The 21507-nt window shown below is 71.9% G+C and carries 15 protein-coding genes; 13 read left to right on the top strand and 2 right to left on the bottom strand.

Translation table 11 applies throughout. The features are described from left to right. Positions 1–62 precede the first annotated feature (62 nt). From KVT45_RS40490 to KVT45_RS40545, 12 genes are all read left to right on the top strand, one after another. On the top strand, positions 63–1106 hold the full coding sequence (locus KVT45_RS40490; protein ID WP_217554375.1) for a beta-ketoacyl-ACP synthase III: 1044 nt from the start codon (positions 63–65) through the stop codon (positions 1104–1106). Continuing rightward, positions 1103–1345 (top strand): acyl carrier protein, encoded by a 243-nt coding sequence (locus KVT45_RS40495; protein WP_217554377.1) that lies wholly within the window; start codon positions 1103–1105, stop codon positions 1343–1345. The genes KVT45_RS40490 and KVT45_RS40495 overlap by 4 nt, the downstream gene beginning before the upstream one ends. 32 nt (positions 1346–1377) lie before the next feature. Beyond that, entirely contained in the window at positions 1378–2268 is an 891-nt protein-coding gene (locus KVT45_RS40500; RefSeq protein WP_217554378.1) for a TauD/TfdA family dioxygenase, read from the top strand. Next, positions 2265–2762, top strand: a complete 498-nt coding sequence (locus KVT45_RS40505) for an FcoT family thioesterase (RefSeq protein WP_217554379.1) — start codon at positions 2265–2267, stop codon at positions 2760–2762. The genes KVT45_RS40500 and KVT45_RS40505 overlap by 4 nt, the downstream gene beginning before the upstream one ends. A gap of 17 nt (positions 2763–2779) precedes the next feature. Then, positions 2780–4342 carry a long-chain-fatty-acid--CoA ligase gene (locus KVT45_RS40510; protein WP_217554380.1) on the top strand — a complete coding sequence of 521 codons (1563 nt, stop codon included), beginning with the start codon at positions 2780–2782 and terminating at the stop codon, positions 4340–4342. Positions 4343–4367: 25 nt separating this feature from the next. Then, positions 4368–4613: a phosphopantetheine-binding protein gene (locus KVT45_RS40515; RefSeq protein ID WP_217554381.1), complete on the top strand. Its 246-nt coding sequence runs from the start codon at positions 4368–4370 to the stop codon at positions 4611–4613. Next, positions 4610–8857 carry a non-ribosomal peptide synthetase gene (locus KVT45_RS40520; protein WP_217554382.1) on the top strand — a complete coding sequence of 1416 codons (4248 nt, stop codon included), beginning with the start codon at positions 4610–4612 and terminating at the stop codon, positions 8855–8857. Before KVT45_RS40515 ends, KVT45_RS40520 begins: the two co-directional genes overlap by 4 nt. Positions 8858–8948: 91 nt before the next feature. Beyond that, positions 8949–9989: an ABC transporter substrate-binding protein gene (locus KVT45_RS40525; protein ID WP_217554383.1), complete on the top strand. Its 1041-nt coding sequence runs from the start codon at positions 8949–8951 to the stop codon at positions 9987–9989. Between the two features lie 62 nt (positions 9990–10051). Next, positions 10052–11026 carry an iron ABC transporter permease gene (locus KVT45_RS40530; protein ID WP_217554425.1) on the top strand — a complete coding sequence of 325 codons (975 nt, stop codon included), beginning with the start codon at positions 10052–10054 and terminating at the stop codon, positions 11024–11026. Between the two features lie 49 nt (positions 11027–11075). Continuing rightward, on the top strand, positions 11076–11870 hold the full coding sequence (locus KVT45_RS40535) for an ABC transporter ATP-binding protein (protein ID WP_217554384.1): 795 nt from the start codon (positions 11076–11078) through the stop codon (positions 11868–11870). 433 nt (positions 11871–12303) lie between these two features. Further along, positions 12304–15528, top strand: a complete 3225-nt coding sequence (locus KVT45_RS40540) for a bifunctional cytochrome P450/NADPH--P450 reductase (RefSeq protein ID WP_217554385.1) — start codon at positions 12304–12306, stop codon at positions 15526–15528. A 58-nt stretch (positions 15529–15586) separates the two neighbouring features. Next, complete coding sequence (locus KVT45_RS40545; protein ID WP_217554386.1) at positions 15587–16792, top strand: sugar MFS transporter; 1206 nt, start codon at positions 15587–15589, stop codon at positions 16790–16792. A gap of 92 nt (positions 16793–16884) precedes the next feature. Here KVT45_RS40545 and KVT45_RS40550 read toward each other — a convergent pair whose 3' ends face one another. After that, on the bottom strand, positions 16885–17508 hold the full coding sequence (locus KVT45_RS40550; protein ID WP_217554387.1) for a TetR/AcrR family transcriptional regulator: 624 nt from the start codon (positions 17506–17508) through the stop codon (positions 16885–16887). A 167-nt stretch (positions 17509–17675) separates the two neighbouring features. On the opposite strand from KVT45_RS40550, the gene KVT45_RS40555 reads away from it, so the two are divergent. Then, complete coding sequence (locus tag KVT45_RS40555) at positions 17676–20063, top strand: SpoIIE family protein phosphatase (RefSeq protein WP_217554388.1); 2388 nt, start codon at positions 17676–17678, stop codon at positions 20061–20063. Between the two features lie 57 nt (positions 20064–20120). Here the strand turns inward: KVT45_RS40555 and KVT45_RS40560 are convergent, their stop codons facing one another. Then, a complete protein-coding gene (locus KVT45_RS40560; protein WP_217554389.1) occupies positions 20121–21383 on the bottom strand; it encodes an MFS transporter in 1263 nt (420 codons plus the stop codon). Positions 21384–21507 lie beyond the last annotated feature (124 nt).

Raw genomic sequence — 21507 nt, forward strand, 5'->3', positions numbered from 1 at the left:
ACTCCCTTCCTCCCCGCGTCCGGGCCGCCCGGGCCGTCCTCCGCCATGCCAGGAGAATCCGCATGTCCCCCACCGTCGCCGGTTCCTGTGCCCCTCCGGCCGCCGTCCTGTGCGGGCTGGCCGGCCGGGTGCCGTCCCGTGTCGTCACCAACGAGCAGTTGGCCCGGCGGCTCGACACCGACGACGCATGGATCCGCACCCGGACCGGCATCCGGCAACGGCACGTCATCGACCCCGGACAGGCCACCTCCGACCTGGCAGTCGAGGCCGGCCGCCGGGCCCTCGCCTCGGCCGCGGTCGACAGTGTGGACGCCGTCGTCGTGGCCACCACGACCCCGGACCACACCTGCCCGGCCACCGCACCCGCGGTCGCCGCACGCCTGGGGCTGGCGGGGGCGGCCGCCTTCGACGTCGGTGCCGTGTGCACCGGCTTCGTCTACGGCCTCGCCTCGGCCGCCGGTCTGATCGCGGCCGGCGTGGCCGAACGGGTCCTGTTCATCGGCGCGGACACCTACTCCACGATCGTGGACCCGCTGGACCGGGCCAACGCGATCATCTTCGGAGACGGCGCCGGGGCCGTCGTGCTGCGTGCCGGGCATTCCGACGAGCCCGGTGCGGTCGGGTACTTCGACCTCGGCAGCGACGGCGGTCAAGAGGACCTGATCATGGTCGCGGCCGGCGGCTCCAGACAGCGGTCCCGGCCGGGCGAACCCGGCCGCGCGGAACGGCACTTCGCCATGCGGGGCAAGGAGGTCTACCGGCATGCGGTGACCCGGATGGCGGAGTCGGCGCGCGCCACGCTGTCCCGGGCCGGCTGGAAGATCGACGACGTCGACCACTTCGTACCCCACCAGGCGAACCTGCGGATCCTGCACTCGGTGGCCGACGACCTCGGGCTGCCCCGGGAGCGGTGTGCGACCCACGTCGAGTCCGTCGGCAACACGGGCGCCGCGTCCATACCGCTCGCCCTCGCCGACGCCGCCGAAAGCCAGGTGCTCAAGCCCGGCGACCGCTTGCTGCTCACCGCCTTCGGAGGTGGTCTCACCTGGGGTTCCTGCCTCCTGACCTGGCCCACGCTCCCTCGACCAGAACGGACCATGCCATGAGTGACACGACCTACGAGCAACTCGTCGAGATCCTCCGCAAGTTGCACGACGCCCCCGCCGACCGGATCCGCCCCGAGGCGACCCTCGGCGTGCTGGACGTCGACTCACTGACGACGGTCGAGATCAGCATCCGTATCGAACGCGACCTCGGAGTGGCCGTCGGCGATGAAGAACTCCGGCCCGACCGCACGCTCGCCGACATCGCCGGACTCATCGACGCCCGGCAGGCGGCTGTGTGAACCCGCCTCACCCCACGGAAGGAAGTACAGCCATGCAGATCAAGGAACAACCCGGCAAGGCCATCGGCGCCACCGTCGAGGGCTTCGACCACGCGACCGCCTCGGCCGCCGACATCGACGCGCTCAGGAGCACCGTCTACACGAAGAAGATCGCCGTACTGAAGGGCCAGGACCTCACTCCGCAGCAGTTCCTCGAACTCGGCAGGCTGCTGGGCCGCCCGGAGACCTACTACGAGCCGATGTACAAGCATCCGGCGATCCCGGAGATATTCGTCTCCTCCAACGTGCCGGAGAACGGCAGGCAGATAGGCGTACCGAAGACCGGAAAGTTCTGGCACGCCGACTACCAGTTCATGCCGGACCCCTTCGGTATCACCCTGATCTACCCCCAGGTCATTCCGGAGAAGAACCGAGGCACGTACTTCATCGACATGGGCCGGGCGTACGGGAGACTGCCGGAGGAGCTGAAGAACGAGATCGCCGGTACGTACTGCCGGCATTCCGTGCGCAAGTACTTCAAGATCCGGCCCCACGACATCTACCGTCCCCTCTCCGAGATCATCGACGAGGTCGAGCGCAAGACCCCGGCCGTCCGCCAGCCGACCACCTTCACCCACCCCATGACCGGCGAGACCGTCCTCTACATCAGCGAGGGCTTCACCGTCGGCATCGAGGACGAGGACGGCCATCCGCTCGACGAGGAGCTGCTCAAGCGGCTGTTCGACGCCACCGGCCAGCTCGACGAGACCTTCGAGCACGACAACATCCACCTGCAGGGCTTCGAGCAGGGCGACCTGCTCGTCTGGGACAACCGCAGTCTGATCCACCGGGCCCGGCACACCACCACGCCCGAGCCGACCGTCTCGTTCCGCGTGACCGTGCACGACGAACGCAAGCTGCACGACGGGATCAGGGCGGCATGACGGACGAGTCTCTGCTGGCCCGGGTGCTGACGCCGTACAAGGACCACTGCAGGTACCTGCGTTCGGCCGTCGTGACGGAGGCCGACGACCGGACGTCCGCCCGTTGCGAGTTCGCGATTACCGAGTCGTGCTACATCGACGACACCGGCCATCTGAATTCCGTCGAGGTGAACATCTGCTACAACCAGATGATGTATTACCTCGTCGCCAAGTCCGTGAAAGACGGGCTGGGCACGGGATTCCCCGGCTGGACGCTGGACGACTTCTTCAAGCACCAGCTCCCGGACATTCTCATCGCGCGCTTCGCCTCGAACTTCCGGCGGCCCGTCAACCCCCGTGCATTCTCCGGGGAGATGGAGATCCGGTCCGTCACCCGGCGCGCCCCGGCCGGCGGCAGCGCCTTCCTGCGCGCCGAGACCGTCTTCCGCTACTGGGACGCAGACTCGGGCCGCTGCGACGGCGAGGCGACCCTGGCGATCGTCAACATCCCCTGACCTGAGGCGAGTTGTCCATGACCACCGACCGGCTCTACCACCCGGAGCTCCGGACGCTCGTCCGGACCACGGGTTTCCACGCCGAACACCGGCCCACCACCCCCGCGGTCCGCTGCGAGGGCCGCACCCTGACGTACGGGCAGCTGCACCGCGAGAGCAATCGCATCGCCCACGCCGTCCAGGCCGCCGGACTCGCACCGGGCGACCGCGTCGCCTACCTCGGCAAGGAGTCCGAGCACTACTACGAGATCCTCTTCGGCTGCGCCAAGAGCGGCACCGTCCTGGTGCCCGTCAACTGGCGGCTCACCGCACCCGAGGTCAGCCACATCCTCCAGGACTCCGGCACCCGACTGCTGTTCCTGGAGGACGAGTTCGCGCCGATCGTCGAGAAGATGCCGACCGCGCCGCCCGAGACGACCGTGGCGCTCGGGGAGCCCTTCGCCGCCTGGAAGGCACCTCACCCGGAGACGGACGTGCCGGACAGCGCCACCCCGGACACCCCCGTCGCCCAGCTCTACACCAGCGGCACCACCGGACTGCCCAAGGGCGTCGTCCTCGCCCACCGCAGCTTCTTCGCGATCCGCGACGCCCTGGCGCGCGAGAACCTGGACTGGATCGACTGGCGGGCGGGGGACATCGCCCTGATCGGCATCCCCGGCTTCCACATCGGCGGCCTGTGGTGGGCCACCCAGAACTTCAACGCCGGCACCACCGTCGTCGCGATGCGCGCCTTCGCCGCCCGCCAGGCCGTCGACCTGATCCGGGACCTGGGCATCACCACCGCCTGCGTCGTCCCGGCCATGCTCCGCATGATGCTGACCGAACCCGGCGTCACCGCCGAGGACTTCACCACCCTGCGCAAGACGGTATACGGCGGCTCCCCGATCTCCGAGGCCCTGCTGGAGGAGAGCCTCGCCGTCCTGGACTGCGAGTTCGCCCAGATCTACGGCCTCACCGAGACCGGCAACACCGCCGTCTGCCTGCCCCCGGCCGCCCATGTCCCCGGCGGCCCCCTCATGCAGGCCGCGGGGCACCCGTACCCCGGGGTCCGCAGCAAGGTGATCGACGGCGAGGGGCGCGAACTGCCGCCCGGCGCGGTCGGCGAGGTCTGCCTGGCCACGCCCGCCCGCATGGTCGAGTACTGGGGGCTGCCCGACAGGACCGCCGAGACCCTCGTCGACGGCTGGATCCACACCGGAGACGCCGGCTACGTCGACGAGGACGGCTACCTCTTCATCCGCGACCGCATCAAGGACGCCATCCTCGTCGCCGGCGAGAACGTCTACCCGGCCGAGATCGAGAACGTACTGGAGGGCCATCCCGGCGTCGCGGAGGCCGTCGTCGTCGGCGCCCCCGACGAACGCTGGGGCGAGTACGTGCACGCCTTCGTCGTCCCGGACCCCGAACAGCGGCCCAGCCCCCGGGACCTGCACACCTACCTCGTCCCACGGCTCGCGGGCTTCAAGCTGCCCGCCCGCTACGAGTTCATCGACAGCGTCCCGCGCAACCCCAGCGGAAAGATCCTGCGCCGCGAACTGCGCGACCGCTTCTGGAGCGACACCGCGCGCAAGGTCAACTGACCTTCCTCACCCGAGAGATGACGACATGACCGCTCCCCTCACGCTGGAGGGCTTCCGCGCGGACCTGGCGGAGTTCCTGTACCAGCAGCCCGACGAGGTCGACCTCGAAGAGCACCCCCTCTACGCGGGACTGGACTCCCTGCGCATCACCACCCTCGTGGAGCGGTGGCGGGCGGCCGGCGTGGACGTGACCTTCGTCGAACTCGCCGAGTGCACCTCGTTCGCCCAGTGGTGGCAACTCCTCTCCGCACGGCGGGAGGCGACCGCGTGACCGTGCGCCGTCCGCTGCTGGCCGCCCAGGAAGGCATCTGGACCGGTCAGCGGCTCGACCCGGACAGCCCCGCCTACAACACGGCCGAGTACGTCCACATCGACGGGCCGGTGGACACCGCCGCCTTCGCCGCCGCCCTGCACCGGGTGGTCGCGGAGACGGAGGCCCTGAACGTCGCCTACGTCGTGGACGACGGGGGCCGCCCCTGGGAGACGCCCGCCCCGGCGGCCGACTGGCAGCCGCACTCCGCGGACCTCACCGCCGAACCCGACCCGCACGCGGCGGCCCTGGCCTGGATGGACCAGGACATGGCCCGCCCGGTCGACCTCACCCGCGAGCCCGTCTTCGGCCACGCCCTGCTGCGCATCGCACCCCGGGAGTACCTCTGGTACCACCGCGTCCACCACATCGCCCTCGACGGCTTCGGCCTGTCGCTGGTCGCCCACCGGGTCGCGCAGGTCTACACGGCCCTGGCGGCAGGGGAGCCGGTGCCGGAGCACGGCTTCCGCACCCTGGACTCCGTCCGGGAGGAGGAACGCGCCTACCGGGAGTCGCCCCGCTTCGCCAAGGACCGCGCCTACTGGGCCGACCGGTACGCGGACCGGCCGCCGGTGGCGACCCCGGCCGGGCGAACGGCCCTGCCCGCGCGCACCTTTCACCGGCGGGTGGCCGACCTGGAGCCGGCGGAGACGGAGGCGCTGCGCGCGGTCGCCCGCGACCTCGGGGCCACCTGGTCCGAGGTCGTCCTCGCCGTCACCGCCGCCCGACTGCACCACCTGACCGGCGAGCCGGAGATCGTCCTCAGCCTGCCCGCGATGGGCCGCCTCGGCTCCGTCTCCCTGCGCGTCCCCAGCATGGTCCGCAACATCCTGCCGCTGCGCGTCGGCGTCACCGCGTCGGACACCCTGCGCGACCTCACGGCCCGGATCTCGGCCGAACTCCGCGCCGCACTGCCCCACCAGCGCTACCGCTACGAGCGGCTGCGGCGCGACCTCAGGCTCGTCGGCGGACAGCGGCGCCTGTCCGGGCCCGGCGTCAACATCATGCCGTTCGCGTACGACCTGCGGTTCGCCGGACACCGCAGCACCGTCCACAACGTCTCCGCCGGACCCGTCGACGACCTGGCCGTCAACGTCTACGACCGCTCCGAGGGCGCGGGGCTGCGCATCGCCGTGGACGCCAACCCCGACCTCTACGACGAGGCCGACGCCGGTGAATTCCAGGAGGGGCTCCTCGTCCTGCTCCGGGCGGCCGTCGCGGCACCCGACCGGCCGCTCGGCGACCTGCGTGCGCGTGCGACCGTGCCGGTCCTGGACGGAGGACCGCTGCCGGGCCCCGCCCGCCCGGTCCTCGGCCTGATCGCCGGCCATGCCGCCCGGCGCGGCGGATCCGTGGCCGTCGAACACGACGGACGCAGCGTGACGTACGCCGAACTCTTCGGCTCGGCACGCGACCTGGCCCGCCGACTGGCCGCCCGGGGAGTGAGCCCCGGGGACCTGGTGGCCGTGGACCTGCCCCGCGGCATCGACGCGGTCACCGCCCTCCTCGGCATCCTTCTCTCCGGCGCCGCCTACTGCCCGCTCGACCCGACGGCCCCCTCGGCACGCAGGTCGGAGCTGCTGGCGGACGCCCGGCCCGCGCTCGTCCTGACGGCCGCCGACCTGCACGCCTCCGACTCCGGGCCCCGCACCCTACAGCCGACCGCGCCGGCCCCCGGCGACCTCGCCTACGTCCTGTACACCTCGGGCTCCACCGGCCGCCCCAAGGGTGTCGAGGTCGACCACCGCGCCCTCGCCCACTTCGTCGCCGGCGCCACCCACCGCTACGGTCTCCAACAGGCCGACCGCGTCCTGCAGTTCGCCCCACTGCACTTCGACACCAGCGTCGAGGAAATCTTCCTCACCCTGTGCGCGGGCGCCACGCTGGTCGTCCGCACCGACGACATGACCGACTCCGTCCCCTCCTTCCTGGATGCCTGCGCGCGGCTGCGGATCAACTTCCTCGACCTCCCCACCGCCTACTGGCACGAACTGGCCTACGCCGTGTCGACCGGCACCGCCACACTGCCGACAGCGGTGCGGACCGTCGTCATCGGCGGCGAGGCGGCCCTCCCGGAACGCGTCGACCGCTGGCGCAGGTCCGTCGGCACCTCGGTGCGGCTGCTGAACACCTACGGCCCGACCGAGGCCACCGTCGTCGCCACCGTCGCCGACCTCCACGACCCCGCCCTCGCGCCGGGAGACGTCCCGATCGGCCTGCCCCTCCCCGGCACCCGCGCCGCCGTCACCGACGGCGAACTCCACCTCCTGGGCGACAACCTGGCCGTCGGCTACCGGGCACACGACCTCCCGGACGCCTCCCGCTTCGCGCCGCTCGACGCACTCCCCGGAGCCCCCCGCGCCTACCGCACCGGCGACCTCGTACGGATCGGCGACGACGGGCAACTGCGCCACCTCGGCCGCTCGGACACCGAGTTCAAGATCAGCGGACATCGTGTGCATCCGGCCGAGGTCGAGAGCGCGCTGCTGGCCCATCCGGGGATCGGCGCCGCCGCCGTGGTCGGACAGGTGCTGGAGGACGGGACACGGCGCCTGGCCGCGTACGTCGTCCCGGCCGGGCCCGCCCCGGCCGTGGCCTCGGTCAGGGACCACCTCCGGTCGACGCTGCCGGCCGCGGTGATCCCGTCGGCCGTCGAGTTCCTGGACCGCCTGCCCCTGACCAGCTCGGGCAAGACCGACAGAAAGGCGCTCGCCGTCCCCGCGCCCCGGGCGCAGACGACCGCGTCCGACGGCGAGCCGGAGCGCACCATCGCCGCCGTCTGGCAACAGGTGCTCGGCGTGCCCGCCGTCTCCGCCCGCGACGACGTCTTCGACCTGGGCGCCCACTCCCTCCAGGCCATCCAGGTCGCCAACCGCCTCGGCGTGGAGCTGCGCCGTGACGTGAAGGTCGCCTGGCTCTTCCAGCATCCGACGCCGGCCGGGCTCGCCCGCCACCTGGAACAACAGGACGGTCCGGCCGCCCCCGGTCTCCCGGCGGCCCTGCTCACGGACTCCGTCCTCGACCCCGACATAGGCCCCGGCGACGGCCCCCACGCGACCGGGGCACCGGACAGGATCCTGCTCACCGGCGCCACCGGCTTCGTCGGCGTCCACCTGCTGGCCGAACTCCTCACGACCACCGGCGCGGAGGTCGTCTGCCCGGTTCGGGCCGCGAGCCCCGACGAGGCCGCCGCACGCCTCCACCGGGCCCTGGAGACGCACCTGGTCGATCTCCCGGCCACGGCACGCAAACGCGTCACGGCGCTCCCCGCCGACCTCGCCCGCCCCCACCTCGGCCTGGACGAGGCGCGGTTCACGGACCTCGCCCGCACCTGCGACGCGATCCTCCACAACGGCGCGACGGTCAGCATCATGCGCGAGTACGCCACCCTCCGGGCCGCCAACACCGAGTCCACCAGGACGCTGCTGCGCATGGCGGCCGTACGGTCGACGCCCCTGCACTTCGTGTCGACCCTGTCCGTGGCCCTGCCGCTCGCCCTCGGCCCCGAGGTACCGGAGGCGTTCCTGCCGCCCCACCCGGGACTGCGCCACGGCTACCAGCAGTCCAAGTGGGCCGCCGAGCGCCTGCTGGAACAGGCCGCCGAGCGGGGCCTGCCGGTCACCGTGCACCGGCTCGGCCGGATCGTCGGCCCGGCCGCCACCGGATACGTCAACGCGCGGGACTTCCTGTGGAGCGTGCTGCGCGCCGGGATCCCCGCCGGCATCGTCCCCGAGCTGTTCGAGGAGGAGATCTGGATGCCGGTCGACCACGTCGCCCGGGCCCTGGTCCACCTGTGCCTCGTCCGGCGGCCCCCGGGCGCCACCGTCTTCAACCACGCGACCGTCGCCCCGGTGCGGCTGAGCGACGTCTACGACTGGCTGGAGGAGTACGGCTACCCGCTGCGGCGCCTGCCGCTGGCCCGGTGGCGCGCCGAACTACCGCGTTCGGCGCCCTCCGACGCGGCACGGAGCATGCTCGCCTTCTTCGAAGCCACGGACATGGCGGCTGACGACGTGACCGGACCCGGCCTTCGCCTGGGACACATCCGTGCCGAGAACACCGCCGACGGTCTGCGCGGCAGCGGTTTCACCTGCCCGCCCGCCGACCGGGACCTCGTCTTCCGCTACCTCGACCACTGCGTCACCACCGGAGCGCTCCCCGCGCCCGGCCGGAAACAGGGCCAACTCGCCGTCCCCACAAGGTAGTCGGGAACCTCCGGGAACTCGCCGGCAGCGCCCCCCGACTACTGCAACAGAACCCGACGCCTCACGAACGCCCCCCCAAGAAGGAGTCTGCATGTCGAAGAAACGGCCGGCCGCGACCGCCCTGGCCGGCGCCCTCTGTCTGGTCACCGCGGCGTGCGGATCCCCGACCGGCACAGCGGACGGCGCCGCCGGCGACGCGTCCGCCGCAGCCGCGAAGTCCGGCTATCCGGTGACCCTCACGAACTGCGGCGAGTCCGAGAAGTTCGGCAAGGAGCCCAGCCGCGTCGTCCTCATGAACGGCGCCTCCGTCGCCGAGGTCTCCACCCTGCTCTCCCTCGGCCTCGGCGACCGCATCGTGGCCAACCAGCAGAGCTACGGGATGTCCGAGGTCGCGGGCCGCGCCGCCGCCGTCAAGAAGCTGCCCACCGGCAACGTCAAGCTCAACGACGCCTACGACATCCCCCGCGAGGCGATGATCGGGCTGCGCCCGGACCTGGTGCTGTCGACGACGTCGTACGGCTTCGACGAGAAGAACGGCTTCGCCACCCGGGACCAGCTCAAGCAGGCCGGCGCCAACACCTATGTCTCGCCGCAGGGTTGCGACCAGGACACCTCCAGGATGACCATCGCGGACAGCTACACCTTGCTGCGCGACATGGGGAAGATCTTCGGCAGGAGCGCCCAGGCCGAGAAACTCGTCGCCGCGTCGCAGAAGCACATCGACGAGGTCGCCGCCAAGGTCGAGGGCGAGAAGCAGCCCAAGGTCATGGTCCTCTTCTCCAACATGGCCATGGGCGGCAACGACTTCAGCTCGGTCGTCGCCAAGGGCATCTACAACGACATCCTCGCCAAGGCCGGCGGCACCAACGCCTTCGCGAACGCCTCCAGGACCTCCTTCGCCGACCTCAGCAAGGAGAAGGTGGCCGCCACCGACGTCGACGCGCTCGTCGTCATCGGCTACAACGACCCGAACCCGGCGGCCTACGCCAGGAAACTGCTGAAGGAGTTCCCCCAGTGGCCGGCCGCGAAGAACGACAAGTACGTAGCGCTCTCCGACTCGATGTACCTCGGCCCGAGCAACGACCTGGCCGTGGCGAAGATCGCCGAGATGCTGCACCCCGACAAGTTCTGAAAGCGCCGGAGATCCTGAGCGGGCTGGGACTCGTCGTCCTGCCGATCGTGCTCGTCGCCGTCATGGTGGTGGCGGTGAGCATCGGCGCGGTGAACATCCCGGTGGGCGACGTGTGGCGGATCCTCCTGCACCACGTCACCGGCCGGGGTGCCACCGGCGACCCCGCCCTGGACCAGATCGTATGGACCTTCCGGGCACCCCGCGTCGCCCTGGCCGCCCTGGTCGGCGCGGGCCTGGCCGTCGCCGGGGCGGTGTTGCAGACCCTGGTCTCCAACCCCCTCGCCGACCCGGTCGTCCTCGGCTTCTCCTACGGCGCCTCACTCGGCGCCGTCCTGGTCATCACCCTCGGCGGTGCCGCGCTCGCCGGACTGGGCGGACTCGGCGTCTCGGGTGCGGCGTTCGTGGGCGCGCTCGCCGCCGGCGCGCTGGTCTTCGCCCTGGGACAGCGGGGCGGCCGGCTCGCCCCGACCCGGCTGGTGCTCGCCGGCGTCGCGGTCGGCTACGTCCTGCTGTCGATGACCAGCTTCGTCCAGCTGCTCGCCACCCCCACCGAGCTGCGGACGGTGATGTTCTGGATGCTCGGCAGCGTCGCGGGCGCCCAGTGGAGCCAACTGCCCACCGTCACGGTCGTCGTCCTGGCCGGCACGGTCCTGCTGACCCTGTTCGGCCGGCGCCTCAACGCCCTGCTGGCGGGCGACGAGTCCGCGACCGCGCTCGGCGTGGACGTCCACCGGCTCCGGGCCGTCCTGCTCGTCATCAGCGCGCTGCTCACCGGCACCGTCATCGCCGTCGCGGGCGGGGTGGGCTTCGTCGGCCTGATGATTCCCCACCTGATCCGCCTGACCGTGGGCGCCGACCACCGGCGCCTGCTGCCCCTGACCGCCCTCCTCGGCGCGATCTACCTGGTCCTGGTGGACCTGCTCTCCCGCACCCTCACCCGCCCCAACGAACTCCCGCTCGGCATCCTCACCGCCCTGCTGGGCGCCCCCTTCTTCCTGTGGCTGCTGCGCCGCAACAAGGGCCTGGACACCGTATGAAAATGACGTCGCGCACGAAAATGACCTCGCCCGTGAAACCGACTCGCGCATGAAACTGACCGTCGACAAGCTGGCCGTGACACTGGACCGCAAGCCGATCCTCCGCGAGGTGACCCTGGAGGCGGCGAAGGGCGACATCGTCGGGCTGGTGGGCCCCAACGGCAGCGGAAAGTCCACCCTGCTCCGCACGGTCTACCGCTCCCTGCGCCCGGCCGGGGGAGTGGTCCGGGTGGGCGGCGACGACGTGTGGGAACTCTCCGCACGCACCGCCGCCCGCCGCACCGCGGCCGTCCTCCAGGACGCCGGCACCACGACCGGACTGAGCGTCACCGAGATCGTCGCTCTCGGCCGCACGCCCCACCACGGCCTGATGGGCCGCGACGGCACCGAGGACCGCGAGGCCGTGGCCGAGGCGATCACCCGCTGCGGAGTCGGCCCTTTCGCGGACCGAGACCACACCACCCTCTCCGGCGGCGAACGCCAACGCGTCCTGCTCGCCCGCGCCCTCGCCCAGCGGCCCCGGCTCCTGGTCCTCGACGAACTCACCAACCACCTCGACATCCGCGCCCGGTTCGAGCTCCTGGACCTGATCCGCAGCACGGGCATCACCACCCTGGCGGTCCTCCACGACCTCGACCTGGCCGCCCGGCTCTGCGACCACCTGGTCGTCCTCCACGAGGGCGCGGTGGTGGCGGCAGGGCCCGTCCTGGACGTCCTGACCCCGGATCTCCTCCGCGACGTCTTCGGCGTCCGAGGCAGTACGGAACGCCATGCGGACGGTGTCGTCCGCATCACGTACGCGGCCCAGCCCCTGGCCCGGGAGCCCGCACCGGTGGAGGCGTGACGCGCGAGGCCAGGTGCCGGCCGGCTCGTACGGGATCCCGGCCGACACCCCGACCGAGCTGACGACGTCGCCGTCGTCGGCGTACCGAACGCCCGCGCGGGCGTCGCTCGCCCCGTCGCGCTTCGCGAGCGTGGGCCTCCCCGCCACGCCGTCACGAGCATGCCGACCGCGCTGATGTCGTGGACGGTGACAGGTGCGGTCGGCCGCCGAGCGGGAGGGAGTGACGGCCGGCTGCCCTTCGACGGCAGCCGGCCTGCCCTCAGGCGCCCTTGCGGTCGGCGCGGCGGCCGAACGATCCAGACGCTCTGCATCTCGACTTGGTTCTGTCGGTCGACCGTGTCAATCAACACAATCGATCGACATTGTCGAGTGACAATGTCGCTTGTATGTTGATCGACAAGCGACTGCTGATGTGGAACGAAAGGGCACGCCCATGACTCACGCGTTCGTCGACACGAGCGACACCCTCCAGGCGATCCCCGAGCGCCCGGCGCTGCCCCTGTTCGGTCACGCGCTCGGCATCCCGAAGGGCGCCGACGGCCTCGTCCACCTGATGAAGGAGATGAAGGAGCTCGGTCCGGTGTTCCGGGTCCGTGTCTTCGGGATCGAGACCGTCCTCGTCGGCGGCCTGGACCTGGTGGCCGAGCTGTCCGACACGACCCGGTTCCGCAAGAACGTGCACCCGGACCTGGTCGAGATCCGCCAGATCGCCGGGGACGGCCTGTTCACGGCCTTCAACGACGAACCGAACTGGCACAGGGCGCACGACATCCTCATGCCGGCCTTCTCGCTCGGGGCGATGCGCGGCTACCACGCGACCATGCTCCGGGCCGCCCGCTCTCTCCTCGCCAAGTGGGACCGGGCCGCCGGGCAGCACTCCGTGGACGTTCCCGAGGACATGACCCGGCTCACCTTCGACACGATCGGGCTGTGCGGCTTCGACTACGACTTCGAGTCCTTCCGTCGTGACGAGCCGCACCCCTTCGTCGAGGCGATGTCACGCGCGCTGGCCTTCACCCAGGCCAAGGGCGAGTCGATCCCGGGCACGGAGCTGTTCCGGAGGAAGCAGGCCGACCGGTTCCGCAAGGACGCCGAACTGATGACGAACCTCGTCGACGAGGTGATCCGGCAGCGCAGGGCCTCCGGCGACACGAGCACCGGCGACCTGCTGGGCCGCATGCTGCACACCCGTGACATCGAAACGGGAGAGCCACTGGACGACGTGAACATCCGCCACCAGGTGATCACGTTCCTCATCGCCGGCCACGAGACCACCAGCGGGGCCCTGTCGTTCGCCCTGTACTACCTGACCAAGCACCCCGAGGTACTGGCCCGGGCCCAGGCCGAGGTGGACTCCCTGTGGGGCGACACCGACAACCCCGAGCCCGAGTACGGGGACATCGGCAAGCTCACCTACATCCGCCAGGTGCTCACCGAGAGCCTGCGGCTGTGGCCGACGGCGCCCGCCTTCGCCGTGGAGTCGATCGAGGACACCGTCATCGGCGGCAGGTACCAGGTACGCAAGGGTGAGACGCTGATGATCCTCACCCCGGCCCTGCACCGCGACCCCGCCTGGGGCGAGAACGTCGAGCTCTTCGACCCCGAGCGGTTCACGCCCGAGCAGGAGGCGGCGCGCCCGATCCATCTGTTCAAGCCGTTCGGCAACGGTGAACGTGCCTGCATCGGCCGCCAGTTCGCCCTGCACGAAGCCACCCTGCTGCTGGGTCTGCTGGTCCACCGCTACCGTCTGGTCGACCACTGCGACTACCACCTGAAGATCAAGCAGTCGCTCACCATCAAGCCCGACGGGTTCACCCTCGAACTCGCCCGGCGCACCAGCGGTGAGCGCCGCCTGCCCGTCGTCGCCACGAGCAGCGCGCCCGACGCCCGGGACCGGCCCGCGGTCCGTCGTGCCACCGGCACCGCACTGACCGTGCTGCACGGCTCCAACCTCGGCACCTGCGCGGGCATCGCCCGCGACCTGGCGGCGGACGGCCAGGAGCACGGCTTCCTCGCGACCGCCGCCCCCCTCGACGACGCCGTGGACCGGCTCTCCGCCACCGACGGACCGGTCGTCATCGTGGCCGCCTCCTACAACGGCAGGCCCACCGACGACGCGGCGGAGTTCGTCCGCCGGCTGGAGGGGCTCGAACCCGGCTCGCTCGACGGCGTGCAGTACGCCGTACTCGGCGTCGGCGACCGCAACTGGGCCGCCACCTACCAGCGCATCCCCACCCTCATCGACGACCGCCTGACCGCCGCCGGTGCCACGCCGGTCCTGGAGCGGGGCGCCGCGGACGCCTCCGGTGACTTCGCCGGCACGGTGGACCGGTGGACCGCCGACCTGTGGGCCGCGCTCCTGGAACGGCACGGCACCGACGGCGAGGCGCAGCCGGCAGCGGAACCGGAAGGCGAGGCGGACGACGGACTGTACGCGCTGGAGGACGCGGACGACTCGGTCATCGGCGGACTCGCGGCACGGCACGGCGTCCAGCCGATGGAGGTCCTCGCCGCCCGTGAACTGGTCGACATGAACCACGAACTCGGCCGCTCCAAACGCTTCCTGCGACTGCGGCTGCCCGAGGGCGTCACCTACCGCACCGGCGACCACATCGCCGTACTGCCGGGCAACCCGGAGGCCCTCGTCCGCAGGGTCGCCGACCGCTTCGGCCTCGACCTGGACCGCACCGTCCGCCTGCGCGCCCGCCGCCGCAGCCGGGGCGCCCTGCCCGTCGACCGCCCGCTGACCCTGCGCCGGCTGCTGACCGACTTCGTGGAACTGCAGGACCCCGCCACCCGGGAGCAGGTGGCGGTACTCGCCGAACACACGGCCTGCCCGCCGGAACGACGGCCCCTGGCCGCGCTCGCCGCCGCGGACCCGGCAGCCTTCGGCGAGGAGGTGACCGCCGCCGGACACAGTGTGCTGGACCTGCTGGAGCGCCACCGCGCCTGCGAGCTGCCGTTCGAGCGCTTCCTGGAGCTGCTGCCGGTGCTGCGCCCGCGCCACTACTCGATCTCCTCGTCCGCCCAGGCGGCACCCGGCGAGGTCGACCTGATGGTGTCGCTGCTCGCCGCACCCCACCGCGCCGGCGAGGGCACCTTCCGGGGCATCGCCTCGCACTACCTGCAGACGGTGGAAGCCGGCGACACCGTCCAGGCCAGGGTGCTGCCCTGCAGCGAGGACTTCCGGCTGCCGCGGGACCCGTCCGTACCGGTGGTCCTGGTCAGCGCCGGCACGGGGCTGGCTCCCTTCCGGGGCGCCGTCCTCGACCGGCACCACGCCCGGTCCACCGGAACGCTGCTGTGCTACTTCGGGTGCGACCACCCTGACGTGGACTACCTGCACCGCGACGAGTTCGAGGCGGCCGAGGCCGCGGGCGCCGTCAGCATGCGGCCCGCCTTCTCCTGCGCACCCGAGGACGGTGCACGCTTCGTGCAGGACCGCATCGCGAGGGAGAGCGCCGAGGTCTGGGCGGCGCTGGAAGCCGGCGGGCGGGTCTACGTCTGCGGCGACGGCCGGCGCATGGCCCCCGCGGTGCGGGAGGCGTTCATGGCGGTCTACCGCAGGTACACCGGCGCCGGGGACGCGGAGGCGAGCGTCTGGCTGAGCGCCCTGACCGAGTCCGGCTACTACGTGGAGGACGTCTGGGCGGGCTGACCACTCCGCCCGCCGGCCTCCTCCGGAACCTCCCATGTCCCCAACTCGTGAGGACCACATGTCTGTTGCACCCTCGGCCCCCCGCCGGGGCCCGGCCGCCCTTACCTTCGCCGTCGCGGTGGCGCTCGTCGCCGGCGTGACGCTGGGCAACGGCGGAGCGAACGTGATGCCCGTCTTCGTCGACGACTTCGCCTCGCGGTTCGCGCTGGCGGACTCCACGGCGGGCCTGGTGGCCGCGACCCAGCTGACCGCGACCGCGATCGTGACCCTGCTGCTGGCCAAGCGCGCCGCGCGGCCCGGACGCGTGCGGATGACCCGGCTCGGTCTGGTCCTGGCGGCGGCCGGTTTTCTCGGGGCGACGGCGGCGACCGACGTGCCGACGCTGATCCTGGCCAACGTGGTTCTCGGCTCGGGGCTCGGGGCGGTCTACGCGGCGGCCACGGCCGCGCTCGCCGCCACCGACGACGCCGACAAGGCGTCCGCGGTCACCATCTCCGGTGTGGTCGGCGTGACGGCCCTGCTGATCATGGCCGTGCCCGAGGCCAACCACGGCGTGGGGGAGGGCACCGGGTTTCTCCTCATGGCCGTCTGCTGCCTCGCCGCCTGGCCGCTGGTACGACGGCTGCCGGACGGGCCTGCCCTGCCGGGGACCATGTCCGCCCGCATCCCGGACGAGCGGGCGGCCCGCCCTTCGGTGGGCCTGCTGGCCGGGACCGCGCTCCTTTGGGCGGTGACCCAGGGCGCGTGGTCCTACGCCTCGGTGCTGGGGCGGCAGCACACGGGCATGTCGCACTCCGTCGTCTCGGCCGTGCTTGCGGTGTCCAGCGTCGTGGCGCTCGTCGGTGCGATGGCCGGACCGGCCGCCGCCCGGCGCTTCGGGCGGAGGCGGTCGATGGCGGCCTTCGTCGGCGCGCAGGCCCTGGCGATGGCGCTGCTGATCTTCACGCACGACCCCGTGCTGTTCACGGTCGCGGCCGTCCTCTGGCAGACATGCCAGCTGGCGGTCCTGGTCCAGACCCTCGCCGCCGCCGCGCTCATCGACTCCACCGGGCGACTCGTGGCCTCGCTCAGCGGAGCGGGTGCGCTGGGCACCGGTGTCGGACCGCTGGCCGTAGGGGCGGTCCTCGACGGCGCGGGGGCCGGGGTCCTGAGCCTGCTCCTGGCGGTCGGCACCTTCGTCGCCTCCATGCCGCTGCTGAGGATGACGGTGGCCAGTGACTCGATCCCCGGTGAACGCGAGCCTGCCACCTCGCCGGCGGCCTGAGCCGTACGAAGCGGGGCCGCCGCCGTCGAATGACGGCGGCGGCCTCGGTGTTTCACGGGCGCCGGCTTTCGAGGTTCCGGCCGAGGCCCCGGCTAGGCCGTGGGTACCGGCACGAGGTCGCGCCGGCCGCCGGCCAGGGCGACGACGGCCGAGACCAGGGCCTGCAGACAGGTCTGTTCGGCTTCTTCGTCGGGCAGGGAGAGACGCTGCATGATGAGTCCGTCGAAACCGGCGAGGAAGAACCTGGCGATGGTCTCCGACGGCAGGGCGAGCTCGCGGCCGGTACGCTCGGCCGCCAAGCCGATCAGCTTCGCCGTGACGGCCGTGACCTCGCGGTGGTGGCTCGTGGCGGCCTCGTGCAGACTCGGGGTCCGCAGTGCCAGCATGCTCAACTCGTTGAGCAACTGGTGGCTGGCCGGCTGCTGGTGCACGGTGCGCCACAGGGACGCGGCCAGCGCGGCCAGGGACTCCTCGAAACCGGCGTCCGTGGGCGCCCACTCCTCGACCTGCGCGACCAGGTCATGGGTGATCTGTTCCATGACGGACCGGTAGAGGTCCTCCTTGGTGCCGAAGGTGTAGTGCACCGTCGCCTGCGCCACGCCGAGTTCGGCGGCGATGGCACGGGTGCTTCCGGCGGCGATGCCCTCGCGGGTCATGAGATCGATCGCCGCTTTGATCAGCTGGGGGCGGCGCTCCGCCGCGGACACATGAGCCATGGCGGCATCATACTGACTTAGTCCCCCGAGCAAGTCGTTCGACCAAGTCGGATTTCCTGACCCCGGCGGCCGCGCCGCGGCTGCCGCCTGGGCGCCGATCATCTGTAGGCCCGGAGCTACAGATGCGCATTATGGTATGAATCAGGGTCTATCTCCTAAGGGATGCCATGAGTGCATCGACCACCTCAGGCAGCGCCCGGTCGTTCACGTGCGACGCGGCGGCCGGCGCCGTGATCGACGACCGCGGCACGATCGTGTCCTGGACCGACGAGGCGGCGCGCCTGACGGGTTTCGCCGCTGAGGAGGTCTGCGGCCACCCGGTGCGGGAGTTGCTGTCGGACCCGCACGACGGCCGGAGGGCCAAGGACGAAGTCGACAAGTGGCCGGCGGCTGGGCACGTGCGGGTGCGGCACCGCGAAGGGGGCGTGGTCGTCGTCGCCTTCCGGCTCACACGCTTGGCGGGCTCGCCGGAATTCCTCGTCCTCGCGACCCCGCAACCGCATGCGACAGACAGCGAACAGGGCGTCTCACTGCTGCGCACACTCTTCGCCCAGAAGCGGTTCTGGATCGCGCTCTGCGACACGGATCTGACCATCGTGCGCACCAATGGCGGTCCGGACCTGCCCGGCGATCCCCGGGCAGTCCTCGGCAGGCGCCTGCGCGACACCCTGCCCTCTTCGGAAGCCGAGGGCGTCGAGGACGTGCTTCGGGAGGTTCTGCGGACCGGCGTACCCGCGGTGCTCGAGAACGAGCCGACGGCATGGCTGCGGGAGCCGGTACGTCAGTCGGTGCTGTCCCTGTCGGCCTTCCGGCTGGAGGACGGAGCAGGCCATCCCACCGGGGTGGTCGTGGTGCTCAGGGACGCCACGGAGCAAAGGCGGGCACGCCTGCATCTGGACGTCCTACGGCAGGCAGGCGCACGCATCGGACGCTCCCTGGACATCACTCGCACGGCACAGAGCATCGCGGACCTGCTCGCACCCGCCCTCGGATACCTGGCAAGCGTCGATCTCGCAGAGGCGGTCTTCGACGGCGAGGAGCCCGCCAAATGGCTGGGCGGAGGTGATCTTCACCTGCGGGACGCCGCCAGAGCGCCGATCGGCGCCTTCGATGTGGGCATGGAGCCCGGCGACGTACTTCCTCCGTTCCCCGACCATCCCAAACTCCGCAGGCTCCAGAGCGGAGAGACGATCATCTTCGATCGTGACGAGTTCGTCGCCGACCTCGGGGATCCCCAGCTGGCGGAGCATATTCTTCCCAAGGACTTCCGCACGCTGATGATCGCGCCCCTGCATGCCCGCGGCCTGCTGCTCGGGGACATAACGTTGTGGCGCGGCGACCGATGCGCCCCGTTCACCGAAGAGGAAACGGAACTGGTGTCGGAGATCGCGTCCAGAGGCGCCCTCGCCATCGACAACGCCCGGCGTTACACGCGAGAGCATCGCGCGGCCCTGGCGCTGCAGGAGCGGCTGCTCCCGCCGGCCACGACGGACACACCGGCCGCCGAGACGGCCGGCGTCTACCTGCCGGCGGGCGGCGGGGCCGAGATCGGCGGCGACTGGTTCGACGCCATCCCCCTGCCCTCCCTCCGGCTGGCACTCGTGGCCGGAGATGTGGTCGGTCACGGTATACACGCGACCGCGACCATGGGACGCCTGCGCACGGCGGTTCAGTCGCTCGCCGACCTCGAACCGGAACCCGACGAACTCCTCGCTCACATCGCCGACCTGGTCCAACGCCTCGCCGCCGAGGCGCCGCCCGGACATGACGACGCCGTCGGTGCCACCTGCCTGTACGCGGTCTACGACCCCGTCGCGCGCCGCTGCACCCTCGCCTGCGCCGGACACCCCCCGCCGATCGTCGTCCGGCCCGACCTGCGGGCCGAACCCGTGGCGATCTCCGTGGGGCCGCCCCTGGCCGTGGGCGGCATGCCCTACGAGACCGCGACCTTCGACGTCGAGCCGGGCAGCGTGCTCGCCCTGTACACCGACGGCCTGATCGAGCGGAACGGCGAAGACGTGGACCGCGGCGTACGGAGGCTCACCGACGCACTGGCCGCGTCGTGCCGTCCCGACCGCGCGCTGGACGACACCGGCCGGGACCTCCTCGCCGAACTCGGGGATCCCGAGCGCCGGGACGACGCGGCCCTGCTGCTGGCCCGGACCCGCGCCATCCCACCGGAGGACACGGCACACTGGACGTTCCCGTCGGACCCCGCGGCCGTCTCCGACGCGCGGGCTGCGACAACACGTCAGCTGACCGCATGGGGCCTCGATCACCTGGCAGTCACGGCAGAGCTCGTCGTCAGTGAACTGGTGACCAATGCCATCCGGTACGGCCGGCCACCGGTGGACCTGCGCCTCATCCGGCACAACGTCCTGGTCTGCGAAGTCACGGACTCCAGCAGCACCCAGCCGCGCCTGAGACGCGCCCGCACAACCGACGAAGGAGGACGCGGCCTGTTCCTGGTCGCCCAGCTCACCACACGGTGGGGCTGTCGCTACGGTCAGAACGGGAAGACGATCTGGGCGGAACAGTCCCTGGAGCACATCTGAGGCGTGACGGCGCGTCCGTGCGCATGCCCCGCACAGGATGCCGGCGGGGGACCGCGGTCATGGGGTACGGCCACGGGGAGGACGTGGGCTGAGCCCGGGCACCGGGGTGTCCGCGCCCGCGGCGGCCGGGGTGCCGCCGGTCCGGAAGAAGCGTGCCGTGGTCACCAGGACCAGGGCGAGTGCGGCGGGTATCGCGTAGGCGACGCGGAAGTGGCCCGTCGCCCCCAGGCCCCCGCTCGCCCCGGCTCCGACGAGAACGCCGACGTAGTTGAAGACGTTGAGCCGGGCCAGCACGGTCTCGGGGGCACCCGGCCGCAGCCGGCCGGCCGCGGCGACGCACAGCGGGGTGAGGGCGGCGACTCCGAGGCCCGTACACCCTGCCGCGACGACCGCGTACGGCCAGCTCGGGGCCGCTGCCAGAGCGGTCAGGGCGACGGCCGCGAACAGGACGGCGGCGCGGACCACCGCCACCGGCCCGACCCGGCGGACCATGAGGTCGGCGCTCGCCCGGCCGGTCACCGTGCCCGCCTGGTAGGCCGCGTACGCGAGCGGCGCGGCCGCCAGGGACGCGGCGAGGGTCTGATGAAGGTAGGCGGTCGACCATGCCGAGACCGTGGAGTCCACGACGTAGGCGACGAGGAGAACGACACCGAAGGGGACGAGCCGTGCCCACACCCTCGGACTCAGCACCTCCTGGGCCGGATCCGGCACCTCACCGGGCGGGGAGCCGAGCTCATGGCGCCGGACGGTCAGCGCCAGGAGGGCCACGAGCACGGCGTGCACGGTCAGGACGTGCTGGACCGGCCAGCCCAGCCGGGACACGCCCGCCGTCAGCAGCGCGGCCGCCACGCCGGCGGCGCTCCAGGCGGCGTAGAAGGAGGAGAGGATGCTGCGCCCGTAGTGGCGTTCGACGGTGGCCGCGCGGGTGTTGACGGACACGTCGATGGCGCCCAGCGCCAGCCCGAGGAGGACATAGGCCGCCGAGGCGGCGAGCCGACCGGGTGCCCAGGCCACGGAGAGCAGGGCCACGGCCGCGGTCAGCACGGCCGCGCGCATGACGGCGACGGTACCCGAGCGTCGTACGGCGGCCAGGCCCGCGAAGCTGCCGGCGCCCGCGGCCAGTGTCAGGGCGATCGTGAGCGCGGTCATCGCCAGGGACGACAGCCGCAGATGGTTCTCCACGGCGGGCACGGTGGTGGACACGGCGGCCACCGCCGCGCCCTGGGCGGCGAACACGGCGGCCGTGACCCGGCGGGCTCCCGCGAGCGGGCCGCTCCTCACGGGCAGAGGCGGAGCCGTCGCTCCGAGGGACGCGGTCATGGGGCCTCTTCCTGTCACGGACCGTGGGCGGGCCGGGGGTGCGCGCGAACGGGAGCAACCGTAGGAATGCGGACCGACCCGGCGGAGGGCACCGACGGCCACACTGAGGACCCTGGCGGCCAGG

It is taken from the genome of Streptomyces sp. GbtcB6 (assembly GCF_019091475.1).
GTDB lineage: Bacteria > Actinomycetota > Actinomycetes > Streptomycetales > Streptomycetaceae > Streptomyces > Streptomyces hyaluromycini.

Bases quoted from the DNA above. Each gene is read 5' to 3' on its own strand.
- KVT45_RS40490 (WP_217554375.1), top strand. From the start codon at position 63: ATGTCCCCCACCGTCGCCGGTTCCTGTGCCCCTCCGGCCGCCGTCCTG.
- KVT45_RS40495 (WP_217554377.1), top strand. From the start codon at position 1,103: ATGAGTGACACGACCTACGAGCAACTCGTCGAGATCCTCCGCAAGTTG.
- KVT45_RS40500 (WP_217554378.1), top strand. From the start codon at position 1,378: ATGCAGATCAAGGAACAACCCGGCAAGGCCATCGGCGCCACCGTCGAG.
- KVT45_RS40505 (WP_217554379.1), top strand. From the start codon at position 2,265: ATGACGGACGAGTCTCTGCTGGCCCGGGTGCTGACGCCGTACAAGGAC.
- KVT45_RS40510 (WP_217554380.1), top strand. From the start codon at position 2,780: ATGACCACCGACCGGCTCTACCACCCGGAGCTCCGGACGCTCGTCCGG.
- KVT45_RS40515 (WP_217554381.1), top strand. From the start codon at position 4,368: ATGACCGCTCCCCTCACGCTGGAGGGCTTCCGCGCGGACCTGGCGGAG.
- KVT45_RS40525 (WP_217554383.1), top strand. From the start codon at position 8,949: ATGTCGAAGAAACGGCCGGCCGCGACCGCCCTGGCCGGCGCCCTCTGT.
- KVT45_RS40530 (WP_217554425.1), top strand. From the start codon at position 10,052: ATGGTGGTGGCGGTGAGCATCGGCGCGGTGAACATCCCGGTGGGCGAC.
- KVT45_RS40535 (WP_217554384.1), top strand. From the start codon at position 11,076: ATGAAACTGACCGTCGACAAGCTGGCCGTGACACTGGACCGCAAGCCG.
- KVT45_RS40540 (WP_217554385.1), top strand. From the start codon at position 12,304: ATGACTCACGCGTTCGTCGACACGAGCGACACCCTCCAGGCGATCCCC.
- KVT45_RS40545 (WP_217554386.1), top strand. From the start codon at position 15,587: ATGTCTGTTGCACCCTCGGCCCCCCGCCGGGGCCCGGCCGCCCTTACC.
- KVT45_RS40550 (WP_217554387.1), bottom strand. From the start codon at position 17,508: ATGGCTCATGTGTCCGCGGCGGAGCGCCGCCCCCAGCTGATCAAAGCG.
- KVT45_RS40555 (WP_217554388.1), top strand. From the start codon at position 17,676: ATGAGTGCATCGACCACCTCAGGCAGCGCCCGGTCGTTCACGTGCGAC.
- KVT45_RS40560 (WP_217554389.1), bottom strand. From the start codon at position 21,383: ATGACCGCGTCCCTCGGAGCGACGGCTCCGCCTCTGCCCGTGAGGAGC.